At 68.6% G+C, this 26,533-nt stretch carries 27 protein-coding genes; 12 read left to right on the top strand and 15 right to left on the bottom strand.

The window, feature by feature from the left end:
- The first annotated feature begins 218 nt into the window (after positions 1 to 218).
- Positions 219 to 629 carry a hypothetical protein gene (locus tag AB0F51_RS27705; RefSeq protein ID WP_360284607.1) on the top strand — a complete coding sequence of 137 codons (411 nt, stop codon included), beginning with the start codon at positions 219 to 221 and terminating at the stop codon, positions 627 to 629.
- Here AB0F51_RS27705 and AB0F51_RS27700 read toward each other — a convergent pair whose 3' ends face one another.
- From AB0F51_RS27700 to AB0F51_RS27680, 5 genes are all read right to left on the bottom strand, one after another.
- Complete coding sequence (locus tag AB0F51_RS27700) at positions 630 to 1,424, bottom strand: RNA polymerase sigma factor SigF (RefSeq protein WP_360284605.1); 795 nt, start codon at positions 1,422 to 1,424, stop codon at positions 630 to 632.
- Entirely contained in the window at positions 1,421 to 1,813 is a 393-nt protein-coding gene (locus AB0F51_RS27695) for an anti-sigma regulatory factor (protein WP_360284603.1), read from the bottom strand. The genes AB0F51_RS27700 and AB0F51_RS27695 overlap by 4 nt, the downstream gene beginning before the upstream one ends.
- Positions 1,814 to 1,955: 142 nt before the next feature.
- Positions 1,956 to 2,708 (bottom strand): amino acid ABC transporter ATP-binding protein, encoded by a 753-nt coding sequence (locus AB0F51_RS27690; protein WP_360284602.1) that lies wholly within the window; start codon positions 2,706 to 2,708, stop codon positions 1,956 to 1,958.
- Complete coding sequence (locus AB0F51_RS27685; RefSeq protein ID WP_360284600.1) at positions 2,708 to 3,529, bottom strand: amino acid ABC transporter permease; 822 nt, start codon at positions 3,527 to 3,529, stop codon at positions 2,708 to 2,710. Before AB0F51_RS27685 ends, AB0F51_RS27690 begins: the two co-directional genes overlap by 1 nt.
- On the bottom strand, positions 3,526 to 4,374 hold the full coding sequence (locus tag AB0F51_RS27680; protein WP_360284599.1) for a transporter substrate-binding domain-containing protein: 849 nt from the start codon (positions 4,372 to 4,374) through the stop codon (positions 3,526 to 3,528). The genes AB0F51_RS27685 and AB0F51_RS27680 overlap by 4 nt, the downstream gene beginning before the upstream one ends.
- A gap of 287 nt (positions 4,375 to 4,661) precedes the next feature.
- On the opposite strand from AB0F51_RS27680, the gene AB0F51_RS27675 reads away from it, so the two are divergent.
- From AB0F51_RS27675 to AB0F51_RS27650, 6 genes are all read left to right on the top strand, one after another.
- Positions 4,662 to 5,867 (top strand): NADP-dependent malic enzyme, encoded by a 1,206-nt coding sequence (locus tag AB0F51_RS27675; RefSeq protein WP_360284598.1) that lies wholly within the window; start codon positions 4,662 to 4,664, stop codon positions 5,865 to 5,867.
- A 71-nt stretch (positions 5,868 to 5,938) separates the two neighbouring features.
- On the top strand, positions 5,939 to 6,907 hold the full coding sequence (locus AB0F51_RS27670) for a zinc-binding dehydrogenase (protein ID WP_360284597.1): 969 nt from the start codon (positions 5,939 to 5,941) through the stop codon (positions 6,905 to 6,907).
- Positions 6,908 to 7,417, top strand: a complete 510-nt coding sequence (locus tag AB0F51_RS27665) for a GNAT family N-acetyltransferase (protein WP_360284596.1) — start codon at positions 6,908 to 6,910, stop codon at positions 7,415 to 7,417.
- A gap of 76 nt (positions 7,418 to 7,493) precedes the next feature.
- Positions 7,494 to 8,369 (top strand): diiron oxygenase, encoded by an 876-nt coding sequence (locus AB0F51_RS27660; protein ID WP_360284595.1) that lies wholly within the window; start codon positions 7,494 to 7,496, stop codon positions 8,367 to 8,369.
- Complete coding sequence (locus tag AB0F51_RS27655) at positions 8,369 to 9,661, top strand: FAD-dependent oxidoreductase (protein WP_360284594.1); 1,293 nt, start codon at positions 8,369 to 8,371, stop codon at positions 9,659 to 9,661. The genes AB0F51_RS27660 and AB0F51_RS27655 overlap by 1 nt, the downstream gene beginning before the upstream one ends.
- Positions 9,662 to 9,799: 138 nt before the next feature.
- Positions 9,800 to 10,099 (top strand): WhiB family transcriptional regulator, encoded by a 300-nt coding sequence (locus AB0F51_RS27650; RefSeq protein ID WP_360284592.1) that lies wholly within the window; start codon positions 9,800 to 9,802, stop codon positions 10,097 to 10,099.
- A gap of 4 nt (positions 10,100 to 10,103) precedes the next feature.
- On the opposite strand, the gene AB0F51_RS27645 is transcribed toward AB0F51_RS27650, so the two are convergent.
- Positions 10,104 to 11,336, bottom strand: coding sequence for a sodium:proton exchanger (locus tag AB0F51_RS27645; protein ID WP_360284591.1), 1,233 nt, complete (start codon positions 11,334 to 11,336; stop codon positions 10,104 to 10,106).
- 115 nt (positions 11,337 to 11,451) lie between these two features.
- Here AB0F51_RS27645 and AB0F51_RS27640 point away from each other — a divergent pair, with 115 nt between their 5' ends.
- A complete protein-coding gene (locus tag AB0F51_RS27640; protein WP_020389459.1) occupies positions 11,452 to 11,805 on the top strand; it encodes a metalloregulator ArsR/SmtB family transcription factor in 354 nt (117 codons plus the stop codon).
- Here the strand turns inward: AB0F51_RS27640 and AB0F51_RS27635 are convergent.
- The 4 genes from AB0F51_RS27635 to AB0F51_RS27620 all read right to left on the bottom strand — a co-directional run bounded on the left by AB0F51_RS27635 (position 11,802) and on the right by AB0F51_RS27620 (position 17,426).
- Positions 11,802 to 12,521, bottom strand: a complete 720-nt coding sequence (locus AB0F51_RS27635; protein ID WP_360284590.1) for an AAA family ATPase — start codon at positions 12,519 to 12,521, stop codon at positions 11,802 to 11,804. The genes AB0F51_RS27640 and AB0F51_RS27635 overlap by 4 nt on opposite strands.
- A gap of 25 nt (positions 12,522 to 12,546) precedes the next feature.
- Positions 12,547 to 12,720: a DUF6104 family protein gene (locus AB0F51_RS27630; protein ID WP_360284588.1), complete on the bottom strand. Its 174-nt coding sequence runs from the start codon at positions 12,718 to 12,720 to the stop codon at positions 12,547 to 12,549.
- Position 12,721: 1 nt separating this feature from the next.
- Complete coding sequence (locus AB0F51_RS27625; protein WP_360284586.1) at positions 12,722 to 16,594, bottom strand: multifunctional oxoglutarate decarboxylase/oxoglutarate dehydrogenase thiamine pyrophosphate-binding subunit/dihydrolipoyllysine-residue succinyltransferase subunit; 3,873 nt, start codon at positions 16,592 to 16,594, stop codon at positions 12,722 to 12,724.
- 421 nt (positions 16,595 to 17,015) lie between these two features.
- Positions 17,016 to 17,426: a DUF3052 domain-containing protein gene (locus AB0F51_RS27620; RefSeq protein WP_360284585.1), complete on the bottom strand. Its 411-nt coding sequence runs from the start codon at positions 17,424 to 17,426 to the stop codon at positions 17,016 to 17,018.
- Positions 17,427 to 17,593: 167 nt separating this feature from the next.
- Here AB0F51_RS27620 and AB0F51_RS27615 point away from each other — a divergent pair, with 167 nt between their 5' ends.
- A complete protein-coding gene (locus tag AB0F51_RS27615) occupies positions 17,594 to 19,174 on the top strand; it encodes an ATP-binding cassette domain-containing protein (protein WP_360284583.1) in 1,581 nt (526 codons plus the stop codon).
- A gap of 165 nt (positions 19,175 to 19,339) precedes the next feature.
- Here AB0F51_RS27615 and AB0F51_RS27610 read toward each other — a convergent pair whose 3' ends face one another.
- From AB0F51_RS27610 to AB0F51_RS27600, 3 genes are read right to left on the bottom strand one after another with little or no spacing between them, the layout of a single operon-like run.
- Entirely contained in the window at positions 19,340 to 20,305 is a 966-nt protein-coding gene (locus AB0F51_RS27610) for an aldo/keto reductase (RefSeq protein ID WP_360284582.1), read from the bottom strand.
- Positions 20,302 to 21,054 (bottom strand): SDR family oxidoreductase, encoded by a 753-nt coding sequence (locus AB0F51_RS27605; RefSeq protein ID WP_360284581.1) that lies wholly within the window; start codon positions 21,052 to 21,054, stop codon positions 20,302 to 20,304. The genes AB0F51_RS27610 and AB0F51_RS27605 overlap by 4 nt, the downstream gene beginning before the upstream one ends.
- On the bottom strand, positions 21,051 to 22,370 hold the full coding sequence (locus AB0F51_RS27600) for an L-fuconate dehydratase (RefSeq protein WP_360284580.1): 1,320 nt from the start codon (positions 22,368 to 22,370) through the stop codon (positions 21,051 to 21,053). The genes AB0F51_RS27605 and AB0F51_RS27600 overlap by 4 nt, the downstream gene beginning before the upstream one ends.
- A 128-nt stretch (positions 22,371 to 22,498) precedes the next feature.
- On the opposite strand from AB0F51_RS27600, the gene folP reads away from it, so the two are divergent.
- Genes folP through AB0F51_RS27585 form a run of 3 tightly spaced genes read left to right on the top strand, consistent with a single transcriptional unit; the run spans position 22,499 to position 24,829 of the window.
- On the top strand, positions 22,499 to 23,374 hold the full coding sequence (folP, locus tag AB0F51_RS27595; protein WP_360284579.1) for a dihydropteroate synthase: 876 nt from the start codon (positions 22,499 to 22,501) through the stop codon (positions 23,372 to 23,374).
- On the top strand, positions 23,374 to 24,123 hold the full coding sequence (locus AB0F51_RS27590) for a pyrimidine reductase family protein (RefSeq protein WP_360284926.1): 750 nt from the start codon (positions 23,374 to 23,376) through the stop codon (positions 24,121 to 24,123). Before folP ends, AB0F51_RS27590 begins: the two co-directional genes overlap by 1 nt.
- 7 nt (positions 24,124 to 24,130) lie before the next feature.
- Positions 24,131 to 24,829 carry a class III extradiol dioxygenase subunit B-like domain-containing protein gene (locus tag AB0F51_RS27585; protein ID WP_360284578.1) on the top strand — a complete coding sequence of 233 codons (699 nt, stop codon included), beginning with the start codon at positions 24,131 to 24,133 and terminating at the stop codon, positions 24,827 to 24,829.
- On the opposite strand, the gene AB0F51_RS27580 is transcribed toward AB0F51_RS27585, so the two are convergent.
- A complete protein-coding gene (locus AB0F51_RS27580; RefSeq protein WP_360284577.1) occupies positions 24,813 to 25,463 on the bottom strand; it encodes a hypothetical protein in 651 nt (216 codons plus the stop codon). The two genes, AB0F51_RS27585 and AB0F51_RS27580, sit on opposite strands and share 17 nt — an antisense overlap.
- A 38-nt stretch (positions 25,464 to 25,501) precedes the next feature.
- Complete coding sequence (locus AB0F51_RS27575; protein ID WP_360284576.1) at positions 25,502 to 26,494, bottom strand: iron-siderophore ABC transporter substrate-binding protein; 993 nt, start codon at positions 26,492 to 26,494, stop codon at positions 25,502 to 25,504.
- Positions 26,495 to 26,533 lie beyond the last annotated feature (39 nt).

Here is a 26,533-nt window from a genome sequence, read left to right as displayed (position 1 = left end):
GCGGTGAACCCCGTCCGGAAACCGGACGGACAACCCTTGGCGCGATCACCCGTTCACTGCAAGTAACCGATCCAACGGCCCCGGGGTTACGCACAACCTCGAATCCCTGTGGGGCTGAAGTTCTGCGACCTCGAGCCTCCGGGGGAGGAGGGTCGCCGGCCCGGATGCTCACCGGCCGGACTCTGTCCTGCTCTGAGCCCGGCACTACGCTGGAGCACGTGCCGACTGAAACGACGCCGTCCACCGCTCCGCGCCCGCTCAAGCTAGCCGCGGCCGTAGTCGCTGCGGAAGGCCTCGTGCTCGCTGTTCTCGGAATTGTCGAAGCATTAACGATCGACTCGACCCGCCTGGTGATGGGTCTGACCACCGCCGGATTCCTGGTTTTGTACGGCGCCGCGCTGGTTTTCGTGGCTCGCGGGCTCTACCGGACCTCGGCGTGGAGCCGCGGCCCGGCCGTCTTCGCCCAGCTGATCCAGCTCGGCGTTGCCTGGAGCTTCTGGGGTGGCAGCACGAGCGCCGTGTCGGTGGTGCTCGCGATCGCGGCGGCCGCAGTACTGGTCGCCGTGTTCCAGAAGGTGTCGATGGAGGCGCTGACCGACGATCCCACCAAGGATCACCCGGTCCTGTAGTCACTCCTTGAGCAGGCCTGCCCGCAGTTCGGTGAGGGTGCGGGCCAGCAGGCGGGATACGTGCATCTGGGAGATGCCGATCTCGTCGGCGATCTGGGACTGGGTCATCCCACGGAAGAACCGCAGTGTCAGGATGCGCTTCTCCCGGGTGTCCAGCTGGGCCAGCAGCGGTTTGAGCGACTCGCGGTACTCGACGCTCTCCAGCGCCTCGTCCTCGCCGCCCAGGCCGTCCAGGACCGTCGTGGCGTCCGCCTCGTTCTGGTCCGGGGCGTCCAGGGAGAGCGTGTTGTAGGCGTTCGCGGACTCCAGGCCCTCGATGATCAGGTCGGCCGGCAGTCCCAGCCGCTCGGACAGTTCCCCCACCGTCGGAGCCCGGCCCTGCTCCTGGGTCAGCTCGGCCGTCGCCGCGGTCAGCGAGAGCCGCAGTTCCTGCAGCCGGCGGGGCACCCGGATCGCCCAGCCCTTGTCCCGGAAGTACCGCTTGATCTCGCCCAGGATCGTCGGCGTCGCGTACGTCGAGAACTCCACGCCGCGGTCGGAGTCGAACCGGTCGATCGCCTTGATCAGGCCGATGGTGGCCACCTGGACCAGGTCGTCGTACGGCTCACCGCGGTTGCGGAAGCGCCGGGCCAGGTGCTCCACCAGCGGCATGTGCAGCGAGACCAGGCCGTCGCGGGCCAGCGTGTGGGCCGGGTCGCCGGGGGTGGAGCCCGCCATCGCGGCGAAGAGGGTGGCGGTACGGGTACGTAGGTCGGGTTCCTGGGGCTCGCCGCCCAGGGGTCGATCCTCGGTCACGCCTTCTCCGACGTGGTCGCGGTCGCCGACACGGTGATCGTCAGCCGCCCCTCGACGGTCTCGGCCGCGGCAGACTCCACCAGTGCGGTCAGCACGGTCCAGCCGAACGAGCCGGTGTCCGGCTTCCAGCCGTTCGGCACGGTGGCCGTCGTACTGACCGTCAGCTGCGGCGGAGCGATCTCGAAAACCAGGTCCAGGACGCCGTCGGAGGCCTGCGGGAGCAGCAGCGCGCACGCCTCGTCGACCGCGATCCGCAGGTCGTCGATCGCGTCCACGGTGAAGTCGTTGCGGGCGGCGAGATTGCCGACCACGGACCGAGGTACGGCGATGTAGGCGCTGTCCGCGGGAATGCTGAGGCGGACCTCGGCGGGTCGTCCGGTGCTGCTCACTGTGTTTGCCTCCCAGGCGGGCTGAACTCTTGGGCGCTCGGCCCACCGCGTACATCTTCCATGCTGCGGCCCGTCAATGCACGGCCACAGGCAACGAGGCCGGCCCCGTACCGCGGAACCGGCCTCGAAGCGACTGTTCGCTTTACGTCGGCTCGACGTGGGTCGGGTCGAGGACCCGGCGCAGGAAGGTGCGGGTGCGCTCCTCCTGCGGGTTGCCGATCACCTCGGCCGGCGGGCCCTGTTCGACGATCACACCGGCGTCCATGAAGACGACCCGGTCCGCGACCTCGCGGGCGAAGGCCATCTCGTGGGTGACCACGAGCATCGTCATCCCGTCCAGGGCGAGCTTGCGCATCACCGTCAGGACGTCGCCGACCAGCTCGGGGTCGAGGGCCGACGTGGGCTCGTCGAAGAGCATCAGCGCCGGGTCCATCGACAGCGCCCGGGCGATCGCGACCCGCTGCTGCTGCCCACCGGACAGCTGCATCGGGTACGCCATCACCTTGTCGTTCAGGCCGACCCGGTCCAGGTTGGCCCGGGCGATCTTCTCGGCCTCGGCCGCACTGCGCTTCAGCACGGTGGTCTGTGCCACCGTGCAGTTGGCCAGCACGGACAGGTGCGGGAACAGGTTGAACTGCTGGAACACCATCCCGATCTGCGAGCGTGCCGCATCCAGGTGGCAGTCCCGGTCGGTGATGTCCTCACCGCGGACGATCACCTGTCCTTGCTGCGGGACCTCCAGCAGATTGACGCACCGCAGCAGCGTCGACTTGCCCGAGCCGGACGGCCCGATCACGCAGACCACCTCGCCCTGCTCGACGGTGAAGTCGATACCGCGCAGGACGTGGTTGCTGCCGAACGACTTGTGCAGGTTCTTGATCTCCACCAGTGCCATCAGCGTGCCCTCGCAGCCTTTGCCTCGAGCCGGCGGACCACGATGCCCAGCGGCAGGGTGATGATCAGATAGCAGAACCCGGCCGTGACGAGCGGGGTCAGGTTCGAGTAGGTGTTCGCCAGGTCCCGGCCGAACCCGGTCAGCTCGTACGCCGAGGCCGTGGTCCCGATGATGAACACCAGCGACGAGTCCTTCACCAGCAGGATCAGGTCGTTGGTCAGCGGTGGCAGCACGATCCGGAACGCCTGTGGCAGCACGATCTTGCGGGTCGCCAGACCCGGCGGCATGCCGAGTGAGCGAGCCGCCTCGAGCTGGCCCTTCGGCACCGCCTGGATGCCGGCCCGGATCACCTCGGCCATGTACGCCGCCGCGACGATGCCCAGCGCCAGCCAGACCGTGCCGTACGGGTCGAACGGGATGGTCATGCCCTCGAACGCCAGCGGCAGCAGGCTGAACGCGATGAACACCACGATCGCCGGCAGGCCACGGAAGAACTCGATGTAGGCGGTGGCCAGCCAGCGGTACGGCCCGACGCTGGACAGCCGCATCAGCGCCAGCAGCGTGCCGCCCAGCAGGCCGATCACGAAGGCGCCGGCGGTGTACTCCAGGGTCTTCACCAGGGCTTGCAGCAGACCGTCCTCGAAGGCGGACTTGATGTACTCCGGTTTGAAGAAGACGCTGCCGATCTGTCCCCAGTCGGCGGAGAAGATCGCGGCGATCAGCAGCGCGATCAGGATCGCGTACTGGATCCAGCGGGAGCGCTGGGCCCGCTGCCGCGGGCTCAGCCCCTTCCGCTCAACGGTGTCGGTTGGCCGGCTCACTTCTTCGGCTCAACCCCGAACCACTTCTTGTAGATCTCGTTGTACTTGCCGTCCGACTTGGCCGCGGCCAGCAGGGTGTTGAACTTCTCCACCAGCTTCGGCCCGCTGCCGTCCTTGAGGGCGGCGAAGCCGTACTGCTCACCGGTGTCGAACTCGGCCACCACCGCGGTGTCCGGGTTCTCCTTGACGAAGTCGTAGAGCACGCCGTTGTCGTTGATCGCGGCCTCGACCCGGCCGGACTTGACGTTGTTCTCCTGCAGCGCGAGGTCGTTGAAGACCAGCACGCTGAAGCCGATCTCCTTGGCCTTCTTGTCGGCGAAGTCCTTACCGGTGGTGTCGGCCTGGACACCGACCTTCTTGCCCTTCAGGTCCTCCAGCGACTTGTACGGCGAGTCCTTCTTCACCAGCAGCACCTGGGTGGCGTCCATGTACGGCTCGGTGATGCTGATCGCGGCCTGGCGGGCCGGGGTGATCGTCATCGCGCCCATGCCCATGTCGCACTTCTTTGCCTGGAAGGCGGCACCGGAGGTGACCTGGGCCCACTCGATGTTCACCACGTCCTGCTCCAGCCCCAGGTCCTTGGCCAGCAGGTCGAGCAGGTCGACGTCGAAGCCGACCACCTTGGTGCCTTCCTTGTACTGGAACGGCTTGTACGGCAGGTGGGTGCAGACGGTCAGCTTGCCCGGCTTGACCAGCGTGATGCCGGCCGCCTTGACCTTGTCCTCGCCTCCTCCGCCGGTACCCGGTTCGTCGCTGCCACACGAGGTCAGTACGAGCGCCAGCACGGCGACCGACGCGACGGCTGCCATGCGGCGACTCTTGCGGAGGGTGGGGACGATGTTCATCGCTAATACTCCTCGACACTGGTTCGGAACACCGGTCCGGTCGGTACCGGCCCGGATTCTCCGCATCCTGACACAGCACGTAGTCGTGTGTCGGCTGCTAACCCCCGACGAGACTCGATCGTCACCGTGCTGCAGCCGTGTGGGAACCCTCACAGATAGGACCAGTGCGTGCTGTGGTTTACTCGTAGCGACGGGTGACCCCCTGGCAACGGCGCCGTTCGACGCACCCTCATCGAACGCCCACTCTCCGTACCCACTTGCCTGCATTCCGAAGTGAAGGATCCTTCATGGTCGCCGAAGCGTTTCCGTCCACCCCTGTGCCCGCTCCCGATCCGTACGCCGGTGACCCGGTCTTCGACCTGCACCTCGGCGGCAAGATCGAGGTCACGTCCTCGGTCCAGGTGAGCGACGCCGACGAACTGTCCCGTGCCTACACCCCCGGCGTCGCCCGGGTCTGTACCGCGATCGCCGAGGACCCGTCGCTGGTCCGCAAGTACACCTGGAAGTCCAACGTGGTCGCGGTCGTCACCGACGGCACCGCGGTACTGGGACTCGGTGACATCGGGCCGGCCGCGTCGCTGCCGGTGATGGAGGGCAAAGCCCTGCTGTTCAAGGAGTTCGGCGGCGTCGACTCGGTACCGATCGCGCTGGACTGCACCGACGTGGACGAGTTCGTCGAGACCGTCGTCCGGATGGCCCCGAGCTTCGGCGGCATCAACCTGGAGGACATCTCCGCGCCGCGCTGCTTCGAGATCGAGCGCCGGCTGAAGGAACGCCTCGACATCCCGGTCTTCCACGACGACCAGCACGGTACTGCGGTCGTCGTCCTGGCCGCACTGCGCAACGCGCTGCGGTTGACGGGCAAGTCGATCGAGGACATCCGCGTGGTGATCTCCGGTGCGGGCGCGGCCGGCGTGGCGTGCGCGCGGATCCTGTTGCAGGCGGGCGTCGGCGACCTGGCCGTTGTCGACAGCAAGGGTGTGCTGCACGAGGACCGCGCCGACCTGAACCCGGTCAAGCTCTCACTGGCCAAGGACACCAACACCGGTGGCCTGTCGGGCCGGCTGGTGGACGCGCTCGATGGCGCGGACGTGTTCCTCGGCGTGTCCGGCGGCACCGTGCCGGAGGATGCGGTCGCACGGATGGCACCGGGCGCGATGATCTTCGCCCTGGCGAACCCGAACCCGGAGGTCCACCCCGACATCGCCCACCGGTACGCCGCGGTGGTCGCGACGGGCCGCTCCGACTTCCCCAACCAGATCAACAACGTCCTGGCCTTCCCCGGCATCTTCCGCGGCGCCTTCGACGTCAACGCCAGCCGAATCACCGAAGGCATGAAACTAGCCGCCGCCGAAGCCCTCGCCAACCTCATCACCCCGGACGACCTCCGCCCGGACTACGTCATCCCCTCCCCGTTCGACCCGAGGGTCGCCCCGGCAGTAGCAGCCGCGGTAGCCACCGCAGCCACCCGGGACGGGGTAGCCCGCACCTGAGGTGCGGCTCGGGTGCTTGTTGGTGACTCTGGACACTGACTGGCGGGAAGGGTCCGCTTAGGGTGAGGGACATGCTTGCTGCTTATGCCGCCAGGTTCAGTCCGGATGATCCGATCTCCGCGTTGGAGGTGGGGGAGCGGCCTGAGCCGGTGGCGCCTGAGGGGTGGGTGACGGTTGACGTCAAGGCGACCGCGTTGAACCACCACGACTTGTGGTCGCTCAAGGGCGTTGGGCTGGGTGAGCAGAGTCTGCCGATGATTCTTGGCTGCGACGCGGCCGGGATCGATCCGGACGGCAACGAGGTCGTGGTGCACGCGGTCATCTCGGATCCGGCGTGGAAGGGTGACGAGACCCTCGACCCGAAGCGGTCGCTGCTGAGTGAGCGGTATCAGGGCACCTTGGCGCAGAAGGTCGTCGTACCGGCGCACAACGTCGTACCGAAGCCTGCTGGGTTGAGCTTTGAGGAGGCGGCCTGCCTGCCGACCGCCTGGCTCACGGCGTACCGGATGTTGTTTACGCAGTCGGGGCTGAAGCCGGGCGACACCGTGCTCGTGCAGGGTGCGGGTGGCGGGGTCGCGTCGTCGCTGATTTCGCTAGCGCGTGCTGCCGGCATCCGTGTCTGGGTGACGAGCCGCGACGAGAGCAAGCGAGCGAAGGCCCTCGAGATCGGCGCGCACGAGGCGTTCGAGTCGGGCGCGCGGCTGCCCGAGCGGGTCGACGCCGTGATGGAGACAGTCGGTCAGGCAACCTGGTCGCACTCGCTGAAGTCGCTCAAGCAGGGCGGCACCCTGGTGATCTCCGGCGCGACCAGCGGCCAGGCGCCCAAGTCCGCCGAGCTCAACCGGATCTTCTTCCTGCAACTCCGCGTCCAGGGCTCCACGATGGGCACTCGCACCGAACTGTCCGAGCTGCTGCAATTCATGGCGAACGCGGGGATCAAACCGCACATCGACAGCACCTTCAAACTCGCTGACGCGCGCGAGGGCTTCACGAAGATGAATGAAGGTGACGTCTTCGGCAAGATCGTCTTCACTGTCTGAGTGGAGATCGAGATTCGCCGGGCCGAGGTTGCGGATGCGGAGGCTGGGGCCTGGTGTCATCTGAGCTGCTGGCGGGAGGCGTACGCGGAGCTGGTGGACCCCGAGCGGCTACTTGAGAAGACCAGTGACATTGAGCGGCGGGTCGAGCGGTGGGCGAGTGCGATCGGGGACGGCGTACTGCGCTGGATCGCGCTTGACCCGGATCCGGCTGCGCCGGTCCAGGATCGGGTGATCGGGTTCTCCTCGCCCGGGCCGGCGCGCGACGACGATGCGCCGACGCCGCTGGAGTTGTACGCGATCTACGTGCGGGCCAAGTGGTGGGGAAGCGGGCTCGGTGACCGGCTGCTGGATGTTGCCATCGGCAAGGAGGCGGCCAGCTTGTGGCTGCTGGAGGGAAACCAGCGGGCCAAGGCGTTCTACCGGCGGCACGGGTTCGTCGAGGACGGCGCGCGGGTGGACGAGCCGTTCTTCGGCGTACCGGAGATCCGGATGGTCCGGCCGGCTGAATAGCGGGTCCAGGGTTGCCCTGGCTTGATACACGGCCTATGTTACATAGGTAATGTTGTATCTCGCCGGGAGGTGCTCCATGCACGGTACGGACCAGACCGCACGACGGCTGCTCGATTCCTCGGCCCGGCTGTCCCGCGATCCGGAGACGGAGATCGACTGGGACGCGCCGCTCGGCGACGGGTACGGGCTGAGTCCGGAGTGGAGCACGCTGTACGGCACGGCGTACTGGGAAGAGCTGACCGAGGGCCAGCGCCGCCAGCTGACCCGGCACGAGGCCGCCTCGGTCGCCTCCACCGGGATCTGGTTCGAACTCATCCTCCAGCAGCTGATTCTCCGTGATGTCTACGGCCTGAATCCGGCGAGTGCTGAGTTCCAGTGGTCGCTGACCGAGATCGCCGACGAGTGCCGGCACTCGATCATGTTCGCCCGGGCGACGGGCCGGCTGGTCGACGCGGAGTACCGGCCGCGACCGGTCACCCGCGAGCTCGGGCGGATGTTCAAGACGGTGGCCACCGGCGAGACGGCGTACGCCGCGATCCTGGTCGCCGAAGAGGTGCTCGATGTGATGCAGCGCGACTGGATGCGCGATCGCCGGGTCGCCCCGCTGGTGCGGACGGTGAACCACATCCACGTCGTCGAGGAGTCGCGGCACATGGTGTTCGCCCGGGAGGAGACCCGGCAGCGGCTGGTCGGCAGTAGCGGGGCCCGGCGCTGGGTGAGTGCGCTGGTGATCGCGCTGGCCGCCGACATGATCGTGAGCAGCATGGTCACCCCGGCCGTCTACGCGAACGCCGGTCTCGATGCCGATCGCGCGGTCCGGGAGGCTCGGCGCAACGAGCATCACCGGGCGTTGCTGCGGTCGAGTTGCGCCAACCTGATGGACTTCTTGGGCGAGGTCGGGCTCCTGACGTCGGCGGCGACGCGGGTGTACCGGCGTACCGGGTTGCGCTGATGACGTATGTGATCGCGGGGGACTGCTGCTCGGACGCGAGTTGCGTGGCGGTCTGCCCGATGAACAGCATTCACCCCTCAGCGGATGGGTTGTTCATCGATCCGCGCACCTGCATCGATTGCGGGGCCTGTGCCGACATCTGTCCCGTCGATGCGGCCAAGCCGGCCGACCAGGCGACACCGGTCGAGGTGGAGCTGAATCGCTCGTACTTCGCCTCGCGGCCGGCCCTGGATGCGCTCGACCTGGATACGTGGGACGCGCCGAGCTTCTCGAACTGGACGGGTGGGCCGCGGCGCGTTGCGGTGGTCGGGGCTGGTCCGGCGGGGATGTACGCGACTCGGGAGCTGTTGCTGCGTAGTACCGCCGAGGTGACCGTCTTTGACCGGTTGCCGGTGGTGGGTGGGTTGGCGCGGTTCGGGGTGGCGCCCGACCATCCGTCGACGAAGCAGATCGTGGCGACCTTCGAGCGGGTGATCGCGCATCCGCGGGTCCGCTGGCGTCCGGGGACCGAGGTGGTCGCGGACGAACTGGAGGGCCGGTACGACGCGGTGGTGCACGCCGTCGGTTCGTACTCGAGCCGGCGTCTCGGCATCCCGGGCGAGGATGCGGCCGGGAGCTGCGCGGCGGGGGAGATGGTTGCCTGGTACAACAACCGCCCAGGTGCCGCGCTCGCGATGACTTTGCAGGGTCCACGGGCGGTGATCGTTGGCAATGGCAACGTTGCGCTCGACCTCGCCCGGCTGCTGATCAGCGACCGCCGCCGGCTGGCCGGCCTGCAACTCCCGCCGGCCGTCCGCGAGACGTTGGCGACCAGCGGCATCACCGAGGTGGTGATCGTCGGCCGTCGAGGTGCGGACGCAGCGGCGTACTCGCCGTCAGCCTTCCAAGACCTCCTCACCCTTGAAGGCGTCGAGGTCTGCCAGAGTCCACGCGACCTCAGCACTCATCCAGAGCCGGGCAGGCGGATCGTGTTGCGGTTCGACACCAGGGCTCTCGCGTGGGAGCCGGGAGTCGGGCTGGCCACCGACGGTGGGGTGATCTCGGCGGGCAATCTGGTCACCGCGATCGGGTTTGCCGGGCAGCCCGTCGCTGGGTTGCCGTTCGATGAGGTGCGGGGCGTCGTACCGAACGAGCGTGGTGCGGTGGTCGGGCGTCCGGGGCATTTCGTCACCGGCTGGATCAAGCGTGGGGCGCGGGGTGGAATCGGTGCCAACAGAGCCTGTGCGGAGGAGACCATACGCACTGTTCTGGCCGCCAAACCGAGCACGGAACTGACAGCGGCACGGATGTGACACCGTCTGGCGCTGACGTTTCCTCCCTGAAACATTGCCGTCGCACCGGGGCAACGAGGCTGGCGCACGCTATTCGTACCGCGGGAAACCCCCACGGTTTCGATCCGCCCGATCGATGAGTGCTGAGCAGGAGTGCCCATGAGGCCGACCTTGACGGTGATCGCCGACCCCGCCGACCGCTGGATGATGCGGGCCGCGTGCATCGGCCAGGCGCCGGCGTACGACGAGACCGCCAGTGCCTGGGAACAGCGCAAGGCGCAGGCCATCTGCCTGACCTCGTGCCCGGTGATCGAAGACTGCCGCGAGTGGGCCCGCCGGACCAAGTTCACCGGCACCGCCGCGGGCGAGAAGTTCCTCTCCGGCCGCCGCCGTGGCCGTCCCGGCCCGCAGGAGCGCCGCCGCCCCACCCCGCTGGTCGAGGAGCAGCAGGCGAGCTAGGTCCTCAGACCCCGACCAGTTCCTTCGGCCGTTCCGCTGCGACCTTCGGGGTGCGGCGGAACGGTGACGTCAGGGTCTGTACGACGTACTGGCGGTTGTGCACGATCGCTGCGATCGCCAGGACGGTGTAGATGCCCGAGAGCACATAGCGACCAGTCTGCCCCGGTACTGCGAACTGCACGGCGAACAGCCCGAGCAGCGTCCAGGCAGCCCAGCGCGGGAAGCGCAGGCTAAGCAGGACGGCCAAGCCGAGCACTGTCTGAGTGGCAGTCAGCAGGAACTCCTCTACCTGGCGACCGTCCAGGGGGAGGGCAGCAGGGCCGCCACCCATGCCATAGGCAATCGGGAGGCTGCCGATCAGCAAGGTCCACTGGTTCACCTTCGCGGAGATGAGCAGGCCGAGTGCGGCCGCTCCCTTGCCCCGCCAGGCGAACAGGATCGCCACGATGAACTCCGGCGCCTCGGAGGCCAGCGGAGCCAGCCACTGCACCAGCAGGAACTGGTCGATGCCCAGTGCGCGCCCACCCTCGACCAGTGAGTCAGCGAACGGCTCTGCCGACAGCAGGATCACTCCGGCCGCCGCGACGAACATGGAGACGACAGCGACCCGCCGCTGGACCGTGTCGAGCCCACCGATCCGCGCAGCCGGGCCGATCAGCTCCGGCTCGTCGTCGTGGTCCGACGCGGCTGCACGCCACAGGTAGTACCCGAAGAAGGCCAGCAGGGCGATGCCCAGGACCAGGTGGATCTGCCCTGTCATCGGGATGATGAAAGCGACCACACTGGCGATCGCCAGGAAGCCCAGCTCGCGGCGGTAGCCCGACTCGAGCACCAGGGCCTTGATGGGCCGCCCGCTGCGCTTGCTGGCGACGTACAGGCTGATCAGGACGACGCTGGACCAGCCGAGGCCGAGCAGGAGCCGGTTGGAGCCGGTCATGTTGGCGGCGGCATAGGCCACGTACTCCGGTTGGCTGCCGGCCGTGTGCGCGAAGTACAGGTCCACCGCGTACTCCGGCAGGACGGCGATCACCGCGAGCAGCGCGATGGCCAGGCCACCGGAGATGTCGACCTCGGCCGCCTCGGCCGCCCAGGCCAGCACGAACGAGGCGGCGACCACTCCGAGCCCGAAGACAACGATGGCCAACGGGGCCGCCGGATGCACTCCGCTCAGCCGGAGGACAACACCCGGAACAGCCGCCAGCAGGCAGAGAAAGACGGGCCGGAGTGCTCTGATCACGTGCTCAAGAATCTCATCGTTTCGATACTTTCGCAATTGCGCAAGTATGAGACCGTCCTCACCCACGGCCTGCCGCGTTCCGCACGACCTCCGCAGCGGTCACAATGACTGCGCAATGACGACACCCCCCGAACCCACGCGAGCTCAGCTCGACTCCGCCGCCAGCACGTTCGCGATGCTCTCGGCGCCCGTGCGGCTGCACCTGGTCTCACTGGCCGCCCAGGGCGAGTACGACGTCGGCACGCTGGCCGAGCGGGTAGGAGTGAGCATCGCCACCGCCAGCCAGCACCTCGGCAAGCTCCGGCTGGCCGGCATCATCACGGCCCGCCGCGACGGCCGCCGGCACATCTACACCGTCGACGACCCCCACGTCCTCAACCTGGTCGACCAGATCTTCGAACACATCGCCCCAGACGGCTCCCTGGCCCCCGACCCGCCCCTGCGCCGTCGGCCACCCCACACGGACTAATGGATGTGCCTCAGGTAGCGCTCCGGGGCATCGAGGTAAGCGCGCCAGTGCTCGACGAGCTGTAGGTCCGCCCAGGCTGTCTCGCGGATGCCCCACTCACCGACTTCCAGGATGGTGGCGCCGGGCAGAGCGGCGATGACGGGGGAGTGGGTGGCACAGAGGACTTGTGAGCCTGACTCGGCCAACTGCCTCAGTACGCCGACGACGGCGAGGCTGGAGGAGAAGGACAAGGCTGACTCCGGCTCGTCCAGGCAGTAGAAGCCGCGGCGGGTGAACCGGTCGCCGATCAGGCTGAGGAAGCTCTCGCCGTGGCTCATCCGGTGGAACGCCGGCTCAGGACGCGAGCCCGGGTGGTCCTCCAGGTAGCTGTAGAAGCCGTGCATAGTCTCGGCGCGGAGGAAGAAGCCCGCCCGGGCAGCACCGGCGCCGCGGGTCAGCTGGATCTGCTCGTACAACGGAGACTCCGTCACCCGCGTGGTCAGCCGGGCGCCGGTTGAACCGCCTTCTGGTGACATCCCGTAGGCGACGGCGATCGCCTCGACCAGGGTGGACTTCCCGGCGCCGTTCTCGCCGACCAGGAACGTGACGCCCGGGCCGAGGTCGAGCCCGTCCGTCAGGAGTTGCCGCACGGCCGGGATCGTGTGCGGCCAGTCCCGCGAAGCGCCGATGCCCTCCGCCGCGGCAACCCGTCGTACGGGATGACTGGCGAAGGGCATCTGCACACGTTAGGTGAAGAGAGGGCTAGTCGTCGTCGTCGAGGCGGGCCAGCCAGGTGGCGAAGCGTTCGATCGGGGTTTCGAACTCGGGGTTCAGGTCGACGAACTCGCGCAGCCGTTCGGCGATCCAGGCCAGCGGGACTTCCTCCTCGCCCCGCCGGCGCTCGAGCTCCTCGATCCCTCTGTCGGTGAAGTACACGTCAGCTGAAAGCCTGCTTCAGCAGCGTCGCCTGCTCGGCCTGGTGCACGCCCATCGAGCCGACCGACGGCGCGGACATGGCCGGCCGGGAGACCCGGTAGAACGGCTTGCCGCCCAGGTGCTCGGTCAGGTTCAGTGCCATGAACGGCCACGGGCCCTGGTTCGCCGGCTCGTCCTGCACCCAGCGGATCTCCTGCAGGTTCGGGTACTTCGCCAGTTCGGCCTTGATCTCGTCGGCGGCCAGCGGGTAGAGCTGCTCGACCCGCAGGATCGCAGTACTGATCTTGTCCGGCTCGGCCTTCTTGCGCTCGGCCAGCAGGTCGTAGCTGATCCGGCCCGAGGTCAGGATGACCCGCTCGACGGCCGCCGTGTTCTGCTCGGCCTCCGGGTCGTTGAGGACCGGGCGGAACGTGCCGCTGGTCAGCTCCTCCGGCTGCGAGACCGCTTCCTTGCGCCGGAGCAGCTGCTTCGGCGTGAAGACGATCAGCGGGTTGTGCTCCTCCTGCAGGGTGTGCCGGCGGAGCAGGTGGAAGTACGACGCGGGCGTCGACGGCTGGGCCACCGTCATCGCGTTCTCGGCGCACAGCTGCATGAAGCGCTCGATCCGGGCCGACGAGTGGTCCGGGCCCTGGCCCTCGTAGCCGTGCGGCAGCAGCAGGACGACACCGGACTTCTGGCCCCACTTCGCCTCACCGGCCGAGATGTACTCGTCGATGATCGACTGGGCGCCGTTGACGAAGTCGCCGAACTGCGCCTCCCAGAGCACCAGCGCGTCCGGCCGGGCCACGGAGTAGCCGTACTCGAAGCCGAGTGCGGCGTACTCGCTGAGCAGCGAGTCGTAGACGTAGAAGTTGGCCTGGTTCTCGTCCAGGTTCTGCAGCGGGACGTAGTCCTGCCCGTTCACCCGGTCGATGATCGCGGCGAACCGCTGGACGAACGTACCCCGCCGGCTGTCCTGACCGGCCAGCCGGACCGGCCGCCCGGCCAGCAGCAGCGAACCGAACGCGGTGATCTCAGCGCTGGCCCAGTCGACCGGGCCCTGGGTGATCGCGGCGGCCCGGCGCTGCAGCTGCGGCATCACCTTCGGGTGCGCGGTGAAGCCCTCCGGCAGCGTGGTGTACGCGTCGGCGATCTTCTTCAGCACCTCGGGCGTGGTCGCGGTCGCGTCCGGGCCCTCCGGCTTGTCCGGGTAGACCGGCACGGTCACGTACGGCGCCGGCGTGTCCGGCTGGCTCTTCGCCTCCCGGACCTCGGTGAACACCCGCTCCAGCCGCTGCTGGAAGTCGCGCATCGCCTGCTCGGCCTCTTCGACCGTGATGTCGCCACGGCCGATCAGGGCCTCGGTGTACAGCTTGCGGACGGACCGCTTCTGCTCGATCAGGTCGTACATCAGCGGCTGGGTGAAGCTCGGGTCGTCACCCTCGTTGTGACCGCGGCGGCGGTAGCAGACCAGGTCGATCACGACGTCCTTGTTGAACGCCTGGCGGTACTCGAAGGCCAGCGCCGCGACCCGGATGCAGGCCTCGGGGTCGTCGCCGTTCACGTGGAAGATCGGCGCCTGCACCATCCGGGCCACGTCGGTGCAGTACATCGACGAGCGGGACGAGGCCGGCGAGGTGGTGAAACCGACCTGGTTGTTGACGATCACGTGGATCGTGCCGCCGGTGCGGTAGCCGCGCAGCTGGGACAGGTTCAGCGTCTCGGCCACCACGCCCTGGCCGGCGAAGGCCGCGTCACCGTGGACGAGCACCGGCAGCACCGGGAACGCCACGCCCTGGTCGAGAATGTCCTGCTTGGCCCGGACGATGCCCTCGAGCACCGGGTCGACGGTCTCCAGGTGGGACGGGTTCGCCGCCACCGACACCTTGATCTTGTCGCCGAACTCCGAGACGAACTCGCCCTCGGCACCCAGGTGGTACTTGACGTCACCGGAGCCCTGGACGGTCCGCGGGTCGATGTTGCCGTCGAACTCGCGGAAGATCTGCCCGTACGACTTGCCGACGATGTTGGCCAGCACGTTCAGCCGGCCGCGGTGCGCCATGCCGATGGTGACCTCGTCCAGCCCGGCGCCGGCCGCCTCCTCGCAGAGCTCGTCGAGCAGCGGGATGGTGGTCTCGCCGCCTTCCAGTGAGAACCGCTTCTGGCCGACGTACTTGGTCTGCAGGAAGGTCTCGAACGCCTCGGCCTCGTTCAGCTTGGCCAGGATCCGCAGCTGCTCCTCGCGCGGCGGCTTGGTGTGCGGCCGCTCGACCCGCTCCTGGATCCACTTGCGCTGCTCGGGGTCCTGGATGTGCATGTACTCGATACCGGTGGTCCGGCAGTACGAGTCGCGCAGGATGCCGAGGATGTCGCGCAGCTTCATGAACCGGCGGTCGCTCTGCGCACCGAACGAGCCGGTGGCGAACTCGCGGTCCAGGTCCCACAGGGTCAGCCCGTGGGTGGCGACGTCCAGGTCGGGGTGGCTGCGCTGCTTGTACTCCAGCGGGTCGGTGTCGGCCATGATGTGGCCGCGCACCCGGTAGGCGTGGATCAGCTCGAGGATGCGGGCCTGCTTGCTGACGTCCTCCTCGTGGCTGTGCGGGAGGTCGGCGGCCCAGCGGATCGGCTCGTAGGGGATCCGCAGCGACTGGAAGATCTCGTCGTAGAAGCCGTCCTCGCCGAGCAGCAGCCGGTGCAGCCGGCGCAGGAACTCACCCGACTGGGCGCCCTGGATGATCCGGTGGTCGTACGTCGAGGTCAGCGTCATCACCTTGCTGACCGCGAGCTTGGCCATCGTCTCCTCGGCCGCGCCCTGGTACTCCGTCGGGTACTCCATCGCGCCGACGCCGATGATGCAGCCCTGGCCGCTCATCAGCCGCGGTACCGAGTGCTGGGTGCCGATCGTGCCGGGGTTGGTCAGGCTGATCGTGGTGCCCTGGAAGTCGGGCAGCGCGAGCTTGTTGTCCCGGGCCCGCCGGACGATGTCCTCGTAGGCCATCCAGAACTCGGCGAACGTCATCGACTCGGTCGCCTTGATCGACGGGACCAGCAGCTGCCGGGTGCCGTCGGGCTTCTGCATGTCGATGGCCAGGCCGAGGTTGATGTGCTCGGGCTGGACCAGGGTCGGCTTGCCGTCGGTCTCGTCGTACGACGCGTTCATCTCGGGCAGCGTCTTGAGCGCCTTCACCAGGGCCCAGCCGACCAGGTGGGTGAAGGAGATCTTGCCACCGCGGGCGCGGCGCAGGTGGTTGTTGACGACGATCCGGTTGTCGATCAGCAGCTTGACCGGGACCTGCCGCACGCTGGTCGCGGTCGGCACCCCGAGGCTGGTCTCCATGTTCTGCGCGGTCCGGGCCGGCGCTCCGCGCAGGATCTTGCGCTCCGCGTCCGTGCTGGTCGCGGGTGCGGGCTTGGGCTGCGCGCTGGGCGGCTGGTTCACCGTGCCTCCGGTCGGGGCGCCACTGGCGGCAGGCGCTGCCTTCTGTGTGTTCGCTGCTGGCTGGGTCTGGGTCTGGGGCTTGCTGGTCTGGGTGGCCGACGTGGCCGAGCCCGGAACCGCCGGCGCCGCCGGGGCAGGGGCCGCGGGGGCCGGTGCTGCCGCTGCCGCCTGGGCGGCGGGCCGGCTGGAGGCCGGAGCGGCTGCCGCCGTACCGCGGCTCGGCGCCTCGGGGGTCTTGTTGTCCGACACCGCATCGGGACGGGGAGCGTCAGCAGCCTTCGGCTGCTTCGCATCACCCGGGCTGTGCCCCTTGAAACCGTCGCCCTCGAAGTAGGCACTCCAGGCCGGGTCCACCGACTTGGGGTCCGCGAGGTAACTCTCGTACATCTCGTCGACCAGCCATTCGTTCGCGCCGAAGGCTGCAAGGGGGTCAGATTCTGATGGCTCGGTGGCCACTTGGCAGTTCGCCTCTTCCGATCGGGTCGGGTACCACGGGTTATGACTATGAGTGTCACAGGGAAGTTATGAGGGACTTCCCGAGCCAAGGCTAATAGCAGCCACAACTGTTCCGCAGCCCGGGATCACCGGACCAGTCGATCGAGTGGTTGGCGCCGTGGCAGTTGATCGATCGAGGCCTGAAACACTGTCGGGGCAGGTGTTCCAGCAATCGGCCGGCCCGGTGCCGATCCGCGGAACTGGACTGACGGCGGCCGGACTGCCGGACCCGTTGCAGAGGTGGGTTTCCGGCTGGTGCCACGCAGTACCGGCAAGCCTTGACGACGTCGCTCTGGCCACTGTATGCAGCTGCGTACTTGCGGGCCGTGATGGATACAATCGCGCAGAAATGTGGCCAACGTCACGCACTGGATCAGTCCACTTAGCTCCGATTGGCTACCCGGCGGACCAGTTTGAGCCCGGACCAGGTGGCATCGATCGCACAGACCTTCACGTCCACCACGCCCAGCGGCAGAGCGAGCTCGCGGACGCCGTTCTCGTCCAGATCGGTCGGCACCCCGGAGGCCCGCTTCGGCCAGGCGACCCAGATCATCCCGGCGGTGACCGTCTTCTCCAGCAGCCCCGGTAGCTGTGCTGCCAGCCGGGCGCGATCGGGGCAGAAGGCAAGGATCACGTCGTACTGCGCTGCGTCGGTGCCGTCGGCGGTCAGCTGCACGCCGTCCGGCAGTCCTTCGATCGCGAACCCGGGCGGCACGTTGTCGATCCACACCGCCTGCTCCGGCTTGATCCCGAGCTTGGCGGCCAGCGGCTTGCCCGAGTAGCCGACGGTCATGACGTGAGCATAAATGTGGTTGAAGCGGCCGGCGAGGGTGCCTAATCTTGACGGCGTCACAGTGCCGGAGTCAGGGGTGCGGGTTGTCGAACTGAGGTCTCTTTCAGCAGCGGTTGATCGCCACCGGTCGGTGCGCGGTCTCGTTCGAGATCTCGGAGTACACCCTGATGAGTCATTCCCTGACCTGTAGTGACCTCTTTTTCGCCTGGCCGGACGGCGGCGTGCTGTTCGACGGGCTGACCTTCGTGGCGGGACCGGTGCGGTCCGGGCTGGTCGGGCGCAACGGCGCCGGCAAGTCCACCCTGCTGCGGCTGATCGCCGGACGCCTCACTCCGCAACGCGGGGCGATCCGGGTCAGCGGCGAGCTCGGCTACCTGCCGCAGGACCTCACCCTCGACACCAGCCTGCGGGTCGACCAGGCCCTCGGCATCGCGGACGTCCGGGCCGCCATCACGGCGATCGAGCAGGGCGACGCGTCCGAAGCCAACTTCGCCGTCGTCGGTGACGGCTGGGACGTGGAGGAGCGGGCCGAGGCGACCCTCGGCAAGCTCGGCCTCGGCTCGATCGGCCTCGACCGCAGCGTCGGCGAACTGTCCGGCGGCGAGACGATCCTGCTCGGCCTGGCCGCCGAACTGCTCAAGCGGCCCGACGTGCTGCTGCTCGACGAACCGACCAACAACCTCGACCTGCGCGCCCGCCGCCACCTGTACGACGCGGTCGACGCCTTCCGCGGCGCGTTGCTGATCGTCAGCCACGACCGCGAGCTGCTCGACCGGGTCGACCAGATCGGCGACCTGCGCAAGGGCGAGCTGATCTGGTACGGCGGCAACCTGACGGCGTACGAGGAAGCCGTTGCCGTGGAGCAGGAGGCGGCCGAGCGGATGGTCCGGGCGGCCGGGTCGGATCTGAAGAAGCAGAAGCGGGAGCTGATCGAGGCGCGGATGAAGGTGGATCGCCGGCGGGCGGCGGGCCAGCGCGCGTTCGAGCAGGGCGGCATCCCGAAGATCGTCGCCGGCGGGCTGAAGCGGTCCGCGCAGGTGTCGGCGGGCAAGCACCTCGGCCTGCACAGCGAGCGGCTCGACGCCGCGCAGGAGGCACTCGCCGAGGCGGAGGAGAAGGTTCACGACGACGACCGGATCCGCGTCGACCTGCCGCGAACCACCGTCCCGGCGGGCAAGATCGTGCTGCGAATGGAGGACTATGTACTGCGAACCGGTCTGCACGCCGACCTGGACATCCGGGGCCCCGAGCGAATCGCGCTGACCGGGCCGAACGGCGCCGGCAAGAGCACCCTCCTGCACGCGATCGCCGCGGACGACCTACCGCTGGTCCCGTGGCGCCTGCTCCCGCAACGCCTCGACCTGCTGCAGGAGCCGTTGTCGGTGGTGGAGAACCTGGCCATCCTCGCCCCCAGCGCGGAGAACCAGGACCGCCGCGCCCGCCTGGCAAGGTTCCTGTTCCGCGGCCGAGCCGCAGACCAGCCCGTCAGCACCCTGTCCGGCGGGGAACGCTTCCGCGCAACCCTCGCGGCCCTGCTCCTCGCCGAGCCCCCACCACAACTCCTCATGCTCGACGAACCCACCAACAACCTCGACCTCGCCAGCGTCGCCCAACTCCAAGACGCCCTGGCGTCCTACAACGGCGCCCTGATCATCGCCAGCCATGACCTCCCGTTCCTCCGCGAGATCGGCATCACCCGCTGGCTCCACCTCGACCACAACGAACTCACAGAAATCGACCCGCTGTGATCCCGCTGAGCCCGGCCTGGTGGTCTCTCCACCCGGCGAACGGCCCCGCCCGCCCCGGCATCGAACGGCAACGCAGAAGCCGTGGGCGGGGACCACACCGGACAACCAGCACGAGCAGCAGACGAAGCTGCGGCCACCGCCGCGGTACAACCAGAAGAATCTGAACTAGCCGGGCGTCGGGGCGTCTTCGCGGAGCAGGCCGGTGGCCTTGAGTTCTGGCCAGAGCTCGTCCGGTACTTCGGTCCGGGCGAGCGCTGCGTTGGTGTGGACCTCGTCGGTGTTGCGGCAGCCGACGGCGATGCCGGCGACTGCTGGGTGTGCCAGCGGGAACTTCAAGGCGACCGCGGGAAGGGTAACTCCGTGGGATTCGCAGATGTCGGCGATCTTGTTGGCCTTCTCAATCAGCGACGGTGGGGCCGGGGCGTAGTTGAAGGTGGCGTCGGCCGCCGGGCGGGGCTGGGCGAGCAGGCCGGAGTTGAAGACGCCGACGGCGATCACCTGGACGTTGTGCTCCAGACAGGCCGGGAGTACGTCGTCCAGGCCGTCCGGGTCGAGCAACGTGTAGCGGCCGGCCAGCATGATGACGTCGATGTCGATCTCGCGGACGAAGCGGGTGAGCATGGCCGTCTGGTTCATGCCGGAGCCGATCGCGCCGATCAGGCCCTGGTCGCGCAACTCGATCAGGGTGGGGAAGGCGGTCGCGACGGCTTCTTCGTAGTGGTCGTCCGGGTCGTGCACGAACACGACGTCGAGCCGATCGGTCCCGAGCCGTCGCAGCGAGTCCTCGATGCTCTGCAGCACCCCGTCGCGGCTGAAGTCCCAGCGCCGCCGCCGGTTCGAGACCACGGCGAAACCCTCGCGGTCCGGCTCGGGGGTGTCGGCCTCGTAGATGATCCGGCCGACCTTCGACGACAGCACGTACTCCGACCGCGGCTTGCCCGCGAGTCCGGCCCCGAGCCGTTCCTCAGCAAGACCGAGCCCGTAGTGCGGCGCGGTGTCGAAGTACCGCCAACCCTCGTCCCAAGCAGCCTGGACGGTCGCCACCGCCTCGGCCTCGGCGACGGGGGAGAACAGCCCGGCCAGGGGAGCGCCGCCGAGCCCGATCCGGTTGCCGTCCTCGAACAGTTTCATGACCGAGCAGCCGGGAGTCGTAGGTTCTGCATGCCGCCGTCGACCGCAAGCGCAGTACCGGTGGTCGAGCCGGCCAGTGGGCTGGCGAGGTAGGCGATCGCGGTGGCGACCTCGTCGGCCGAAACGAGTCGGCCCATCGGCTGGCGGGCCTCAAGTGCGGCGCGCTCGGCGGCTGGGTCGGTGGCGACGTCGAGGAGTCGCCCTACCCACGGCGTGTCCGCAGTACCGGGATTGACGCAGTTGACGCGGATCCCCTCGCGGACGTGATCAGCAGCCATCGCCATGGTCAAAGCCAGTACTGCGCCCTTGCTCGCGCTGTACACCGCACGGTTCGGGATACCCGCTGTCGCCGCGATGGAGCACGTGTTGACGATCGCCGCGGCCGAGGAGCGCCGCAGGTAAGGCAGCACGGCTCGGGTCACCCGGGCGATCCCGACGACGTTCACGTCCAGGACGCGATGCCACTCCTCGTCCTCGTTGTCCGCGACCGTCCCCTGCGCGCCGATGCCGGCGTTGTTCACCAGGATGTCGATGCCGCCCAGCCGCTCGGCCGCTGCCGCCACCGCGTCGCGGACCGAACTGTCGTCGCTGACATCCGCGGCGATCCCGCTCAGCGGTGCGGGCACGTCCGGCTTCAGGTCGAAGACCACGACCTCGGCACCGCGCGCGGCGAGCAACGAGGCCGCGGCCAGGCCGATCCCCGAAGCGCCACCGGTCACCACGGCCTTGAGGCCGGCGAAATCAGTCACTTGTCGCTCTCCTTAGTCAGGTCGGTCCAGATCTTGCCAGCCGGGTACCGGTAGTCGTCCAGGGTCGCTGCGTCCATCTCGGCGCTGAACCCGGGCCGCAGCGGCGCGACATAGTTCCCGTCCTTGATCACAACCGGTTCCAGGAAGTGCTCGTGCAGGTGGTCGACGAACTCGATCACCCGATTCTGGGTGCTGCCGCTGACCGCGACCAGGTCGAACATCGACAGGTGCTGCACCAGCTCGCACAACCCGACCCCACCGGCATGCGGACACACCGGTACGCCGAACTTCGCCGCCAGCAGCAAGATCGCGACGTTCTCGTTGACCCCGGCGACCCGGGTCGAGTCGATCTGCAGGAACGACAGCGACTCGGCCTGCAGCATCTGCTTGAAGACCACCCGGTTCTGCACGTGCTCACCGGTCGCGATCCGCACCGGCGAGACGGCCCGCGCGATCGCGGCGTGCCCGAGGATGTCGTCCGGACTCGTCGGCTCCTCCACCCACCACACGTCGTACGGCGCCAGCGCCTCGATCCAGGCAATCGCGTCGGCCACGTCCCAGCGCTGGTTCGCGTCGATCGCGATCCGGATGTCGGGCCCGACCGCCTCGCGGGCCAGCCGCATCCGCCGGATGTCGTCCTCGAGGTCCGCGCCGACCTTCAGCTTGATCTGGGTGAACCCCTCGGCGACGGCCTCCTGGCAGAGCCGGACCAGCTTCGCGTCGTCGTACCCGAGCCAGCCGGGCGTCGTCGTGTACGCCGGATAGCCCTGCTCGCGGAGCAGCTTCTCGCGCTCGGCCCGGCCGGGAAGGGCGGCGTACAGGATCTCCAGCGCCTCCTCGCGGGTGAGCGCGTCGGTGAGGTACCGGAAATCGACCAGATCGACGATCTGTTCAGGCGTCAGGTCGGACAGCAACTTCCACAGCGGTACGCCGGCCCGCTTGGCGGCCAGGTCCCAGACGGCGTTGACGACCGCGCCGATCGCCATGTGCATGACACCCTTCTCCGGGCCCAGCCAGCGCAGCTGTGAGTCGTGCACCAGGGCTTTCCAGAAACCCCCGAGGTCGTTCAGCGTCGCGTCCACGTCGAGCCCGACGACATGCTCGCGCAACGCCTCGATCGCCGCCGTCTGGACGTCGTTGCCCCGCCCGATGGTGAAGGCGAAGCCGTGTCCCTCGAGCCCGTCGCCGGCGTCGGTCCGCAGGATCAGGTACGCCGCGGAGTAGTCCGGGTCCGCGTTCATCGCGTCGGAGCCGTCCAAGTGCAGGGACGTGGGGAAGCGGACGTCGTACGTCTCGACCTCGGAGAAGCGCGGCATGCGGAGACCCGTTTCTAGGCAGTGGGCGACCTTGTCGCATAGATCCTATAGGATATGTGGGTCACGGCGCAGCGCCCTCGGGCCCTGGTTCGCGTCCGGGCCGGGGGCTGGTGGATAGAGTCGGACGCGTGACGGACGACGGGGTACTGCGGCTGGGCAGGCGGAGCTTCGCGCCCGGGGAGTTCGCGGTGATGGCGATCGTGAACCGGACGCCCGACTCGTTCTTCGACGGTGGCGCCACCTACGCGACCCAGGCGGCGCTCGACGCGATCGACCGGGCCGTCGCGGACGGCGCCGACGTGGTGGACGTCGGTGGGGTGAAGGCCGGCTACGGCGAACACGTCAGCGAGACCGAGGAACTGCGCCGGACGGTCGAGTTCGTGGCCGAGGTCCGGTCCCGGCATCCAGACCTCGTCATCAGTGTCGATACCTACCGCAGTGGCGTCGCCAAGCGCGTCGGCGAGGCCGGCGCGAACCTCATCAACGACACCTGGTCGGGCTCCGATCCCGAGCTGGCCGCAGCTGCGGCCGAGGTCGGGGCGGGACTGGTCTGCAGTCACGTCGGCGGGCTCGCGCCTCGCACCGACCCGCACCGGATGGCGTACGACGATGTGGTCGCCGACGTCATCCGGACCACCACGGCCCTGGCCGAGAAGGCGGTCGCGGCCGGCGTACGCCGGGACGCGATCGTGATCGACCCGACCCACGACTTCGGCAAGAACACCTGGCACTCGCTGGAGGTGACGCGGCGGGTCGACGAGCTGGCCGCGACCGGCTGGCCGGTCCTGGTTGCCATGTCCAACAAGGATTTCCTGGGCGAAAGCCTCGACCTTCCGTCCGGCAAGCGCGGCCCGGCCACGATGGCCGCGGTCAGCGTTACCGCGTGGCTGGGAGCGCGGGTGTTCCGCGTTCATGATGTCGCGGGGGTTCGCCAGGCCCTCGCCCTGATCGCCGTCCTGCAAGAGACAAAACAACCTGCCTACACCCGAAGGAGCCTGGTGTGATGCGTCGCGGTTTCACCGCCGAGCAGCCGAGCAGCACGGAGATGACCGGCGAGGAGGTGATCGCCGCGTACGCCGTACCGGATCGGTCGGTGCCGCGGGTGCGGGCCAACTTCGTCACCAGTCTCGACGGCGCGGTGACGCTGGACGGGTTGTCCGGCGGGTTGTCGAACAAGGACGACCAGGAGCTCCTCGGCATGCTGCGGATGCTGGCCGACGTCGTACTGGTCGGTGCCGGGACGCTCAGGGCCGAGCAGTACAACGGTTTGCGGCTGCGCAAGACCCGGCGGGAGTGGCGCCAGGAGCAAGGCTGGCCGGAGAACCCCGTGCTCGCGATCGTGTCCGCGCGACTCGAGCTCGACCCGCACAGTTCGGTGTTCACCGAGGCGCCGGTCCGGCCGATCGTGATCACCTGTGAGTCGTCCTCGGCCGACCAGCGTCAGGCGCTCGCGGAGGTGGCCGACGTACTGGTGTGCGGGGACGAGATCGTCGATCTGAAGGCCGCGGTCGCTGCGTTGGTCAAGCGCGGCCTGCCGCAGATCCTGTGCGAGGGCGGTCCCCACCTGCTGGGTTCGTTGACGTCCGCGGATCTCGTGGACGAACTCTGCCTGACCGTCTCCCCCTTGCTGGCCGGTCCGGGCGCGCGCCGGATCACGGACGGGATCGCGTCGACCCAGGCGCACCGGCTCGATCCGATCCACGTGCTCACCGCTGACGACGGCTTCCTCTTCCTGCGGTACGGCAGGGGCTGAGTCACCGGTGCCGGTCGTCGCCGCCGCGGTCTGCCCCCACCCGCCGCTGCTGATCCCCGAGCTCGCCTCGGGCGCCGCGCCGGAGCTCAACGACCTCCGTTCAGCCTGCCTGACCGCGATCGAACACCTGGCCGCCGCAGACACCTTGGTGATCGTCGGCTCGGGTCCGGTCACCGGCACCCGGTACGACGCCACCGCGACGGGCAGCTTCGGTCCGTACGGCGCCCCCGGCGTGACCGTTGGCTCCCCGGCCGGTACGCCGGTCCTGCCCCTGTCGCTCGCAGTCGGTGCTTGGCTGGTGGAGCAGACCAAGACGGCTGACCTGCAGCGCGTCTCGATCACCGTCGCTGCGACCGAGACGCCGGCCGGCTGTCTCGCGCTCGGTCAAGAGATTGCCCAAGGCAACGAGCGGATCGCGCTGCTGGTGATGGGCGACGGCTCCGCCCGGCGCAGCGACCACGCCCCGGTTCACCTGCACCCACGGGCCGAGATCTTCGACAGCACGGTCGCGGCCGCCCTGGAGCTCGCCGACACGGATACCCTCGCCGCGCTCGACCCGGACCTGGCGACCGAACTCCACGCCGCAGGACGAGCCCCCTGGCAGGTCCTCGCCGGCGCAACCGCGCTGGCTGGGTTGCGGGGACATCTGGGCTACCACGCAGCGCCGTACGGGGTGGGCTACTTCGTGGCTAGCTGGGCTCTATAGGTACTTCGGGCCAGCGGGCCGCGGTGGCGGCCAGATCGGCGTGACCTGCTTCAGTCAGCTGGTTGGCGAGTTCAACCCGAGCAGCCCGTACTGCGTCCGCTGCCTGCTCGGCTGTCGGGTAGGGGCCGGACCAGTTGCACACCGCATCCCCGGCGAACCAGTCGCCGCTGTGCGACCGGCGTACGTGCGAGGCCGCGAGCCGGTCGGCCGGCAGCGCGTCGCCCCGCTCAGCCGCCGCTTGCACCACTGCATCGACGGTGACCACCTCCGCCGTGAGATCGCTCAACGGACGAAGGTGGACAGCGTCGGTACGGACGAACTCGTAGCCCTCAGGCGCCTGCTGAGCAATCCAGTCGAAGGCCATCGAAGCCAGCTCGGACAGCTGCCTGGCCAGCTCGGCGTCGGCGATGGTCTGTACGCCGCACAGCCGCGGATCGGTCGGCCGGAGCTCACCCTGGCAGCGTCGCATCAGCATCTCCTCGGCCGTCGACTGCCGCCGGCCGAGGATCCGCGACAACCCCACGACATCGAAGTTCAGCTCGTCCGGGGTGCGCCGGGAACCCGGCTCGTACGGCGCACCCGCTTCGGTGCCGTAGGTCGTCCACGGCCCCATGTGCCAACGCTCCAATGCCATGGGCCGAGCCTACCCAGGGCGCTTCGTAGTACCGGGGGTCAGCTCTTGGCCGGGGCCGGGACGTCGAAGGTCTTGGCCAGGTCGGTGAGGATGACCCAGGCGCCCTGCAGGCCGACCGCGGTCATCCAGGTGATGTCCTCGACCTCGTGCACCTTCGGCGCCAGCGGCTTCCACAGCGGGTTCGCCTTGAACTGGTCGGCGGTCTTCTTGCTGACCCCCTTGTCGTCGCGGTAGGTGGCCACGAAGATCGCGTCGCCGTCGGCGTCCTTGATCCGCTCGGGGCTGATCTCCAGCGCGAAGTCCTGCACGTCCTGCGACTTCGGCCGGGCCAGGCCGGCGTCGTTCAGCACGATGCCGGAGAAGCTGGCCTTCTGGTACAGCCGGGTCGGCCCGTCGACGAACCGCACCACCGAGATGGTCGGGTTCTTCGCCTTGGCGTTGATCGCCGCACCGACGGTCTTCGCGGCCGCCTCGTACGCCGAGATCTCCTCCTCGGCCCTCGCCTCGGTGCCCAGCGCCTTCGCCTCGAGCCGGATGTTGTCCTTCCAGGTCGGCCCGGTGGACTCCGACATGATGGTCGGCGCGATCTTGCTCAGCTGCTCGTAGAGCTTCTCGTGCCGCACCTTCGCCGAGACGATCAGATCGGGCTTGAGCGCGGCGATTTTCTCCAGGTTCGGCTCCGCCAGCGTGCCGACGCTCTGCGCCTCACTTCCGTACTTCGTCCGGTCCTCGCCCAGGTAGTCGGGCAGCTTCCCGTTGATGGTGCGGTAGTCGGTGTACCCGACGACCGGGGTGTCCAGGATCAGCGTGGCGTCCACGTAACTGGTGTCCAGCGCCACCACCCGCTTCGGCTTCGTCTTCACCTCGGTCTTGCCCATCGCATGCTCGACCGTCCGCGGGAATCCGTCCCCACTCCCGGCCGCGGCGGCGCCCTCTTCCTTGTCGCCACCCCCACAGCCGCTCAACACCAAGGCCGCAACCACGACCAACGAACCCACCAAGGACCGGCGCACCAGCATCTCCTCACCCATCAAGATCAAGTGAGCAAACCCTACGACACAAAGCTTAGG

The sequence above is a fragment of the Kribbella sp. NPDC023855 genome (assembly GCF_040639475.1).
In the GTDB taxonomy this organism is placed as follows: Bacteria; Actinomycetota; Actinomycetes; order Propionibacteriales; family Kribbellaceae; genus Kribbella.
The sequence above is the reverse complement of the archived record's forward strand: the minus strand, read 5'-3'. Positions and strand labels throughout refer to the sequence as shown.

Bases quoted from the DNA above. Each gene is read 5' to 3' on its own strand.
- AB0F51_RS27690 (WP_360284602.1), bottom strand. From the start codon at position 2,708: ATGGCACTGGTGGAGATCAAGAACCTGCACAAGTCGTTCGGCAGCAAC.
- AB0F51_RS27680 (WP_360284599.1), bottom strand. From the start codon at position 4,374: ATGAACATCGTCCCCACCCTCCGCAAGAGTCGCCGCATGGCAGCCGTC.
- AB0F51_RS27675 (WP_360284598.1), top strand. From the start codon at position 4,662: ATGGTCGCCGAAGCGTTTCCGTCCACCCCTGTGCCCGCTCCCGATCCG.
- AB0F51_RS27670 (WP_360284597.1), top strand. From the start codon at position 5,939: ATGCTTGCTGCTTATGCCGCCAGGTTCAGTCCGGATGATCCGATCTCC.
- AB0F51_RS27660 (WP_360284595.1), top strand. From the start codon at position 7,494: ATGCACGGTACGGACCAGACCGCACGACGGCTGCTCGATTCCTCGGCC.
- AB0F51_RS27655 (WP_360284594.1), top strand. From the start codon at position 8,369: ATGACGTATGTGATCGCGGGGGACTGCTGCTCGGACGCGAGTTGCGTG.
- AB0F51_RS27650 (WP_360284592.1), top strand. From the start codon at position 9,800: ATGAGGCCGACCTTGACGGTGATCGCCGACCCCGCCGACCGCTGGATG.
- AB0F51_RS27640 (WP_020389459.1), top strand. From the start codon at position 11,452: ATGACGACACCCCCCGAACCCACGCGAGCTCAGCTCGACTCCGCCGCC.
- AB0F51_RS27635 (WP_360284590.1), bottom strand. From the start codon at position 12,521: ATGCCCTTCGCCAGTCATCCCGTACGACGGGTTGCCGCGGCGGAGGGC.
- AB0F51_RS27620 (WP_360284585.1), bottom strand. From the start codon at position 17,426: ATGACCGTCGGCTACTCGGGCAAGCCGCTGGCCGCCAAGCTCGGGATC.
- AB0F51_RS27615 (WP_360284583.1), top strand. From the start codon at position 17,594: ATGAGTCATTCCCTGACCTGTAGTGACCTCTTTTTCGCCTGGCCGGAC.
- AB0F51_RS27610 (WP_360284582.1), bottom strand. From the start codon at position 20,305: ATGAAACTGTTCGAGGACGGCAACCGGATCGGGCTCGGCGGCGCTCCC.
- AB0F51_RS27600 (WP_360284580.1), bottom strand. From the start codon at position 22,370: ATGCCGCGCTTCTCCGAGGTCGAGACGTACGACGTCCGCTTCCCCACG.
- AB0F51_RS27590 (WP_360284926.1), top strand. From the start codon at position 23,374: ATGCGTCGCGGTTTCACCGCCGAGCAGCCGAGCAGCACGGAGATGACC.
- AB0F51_RS27580 (WP_360284577.1), bottom strand. From the start codon at position 25,463: ATGGCATTGGAGCGTTGGCACATGGGGCCGTGGACGACCTACGGCACC.
- AB0F51_RS27575 (WP_360284576.1), bottom strand. From the start codon at position 26,494: ATGGGTGAGGAGATGCTGGTGCGCCGGTCCTTGGTGGGTTCGTTGGTC.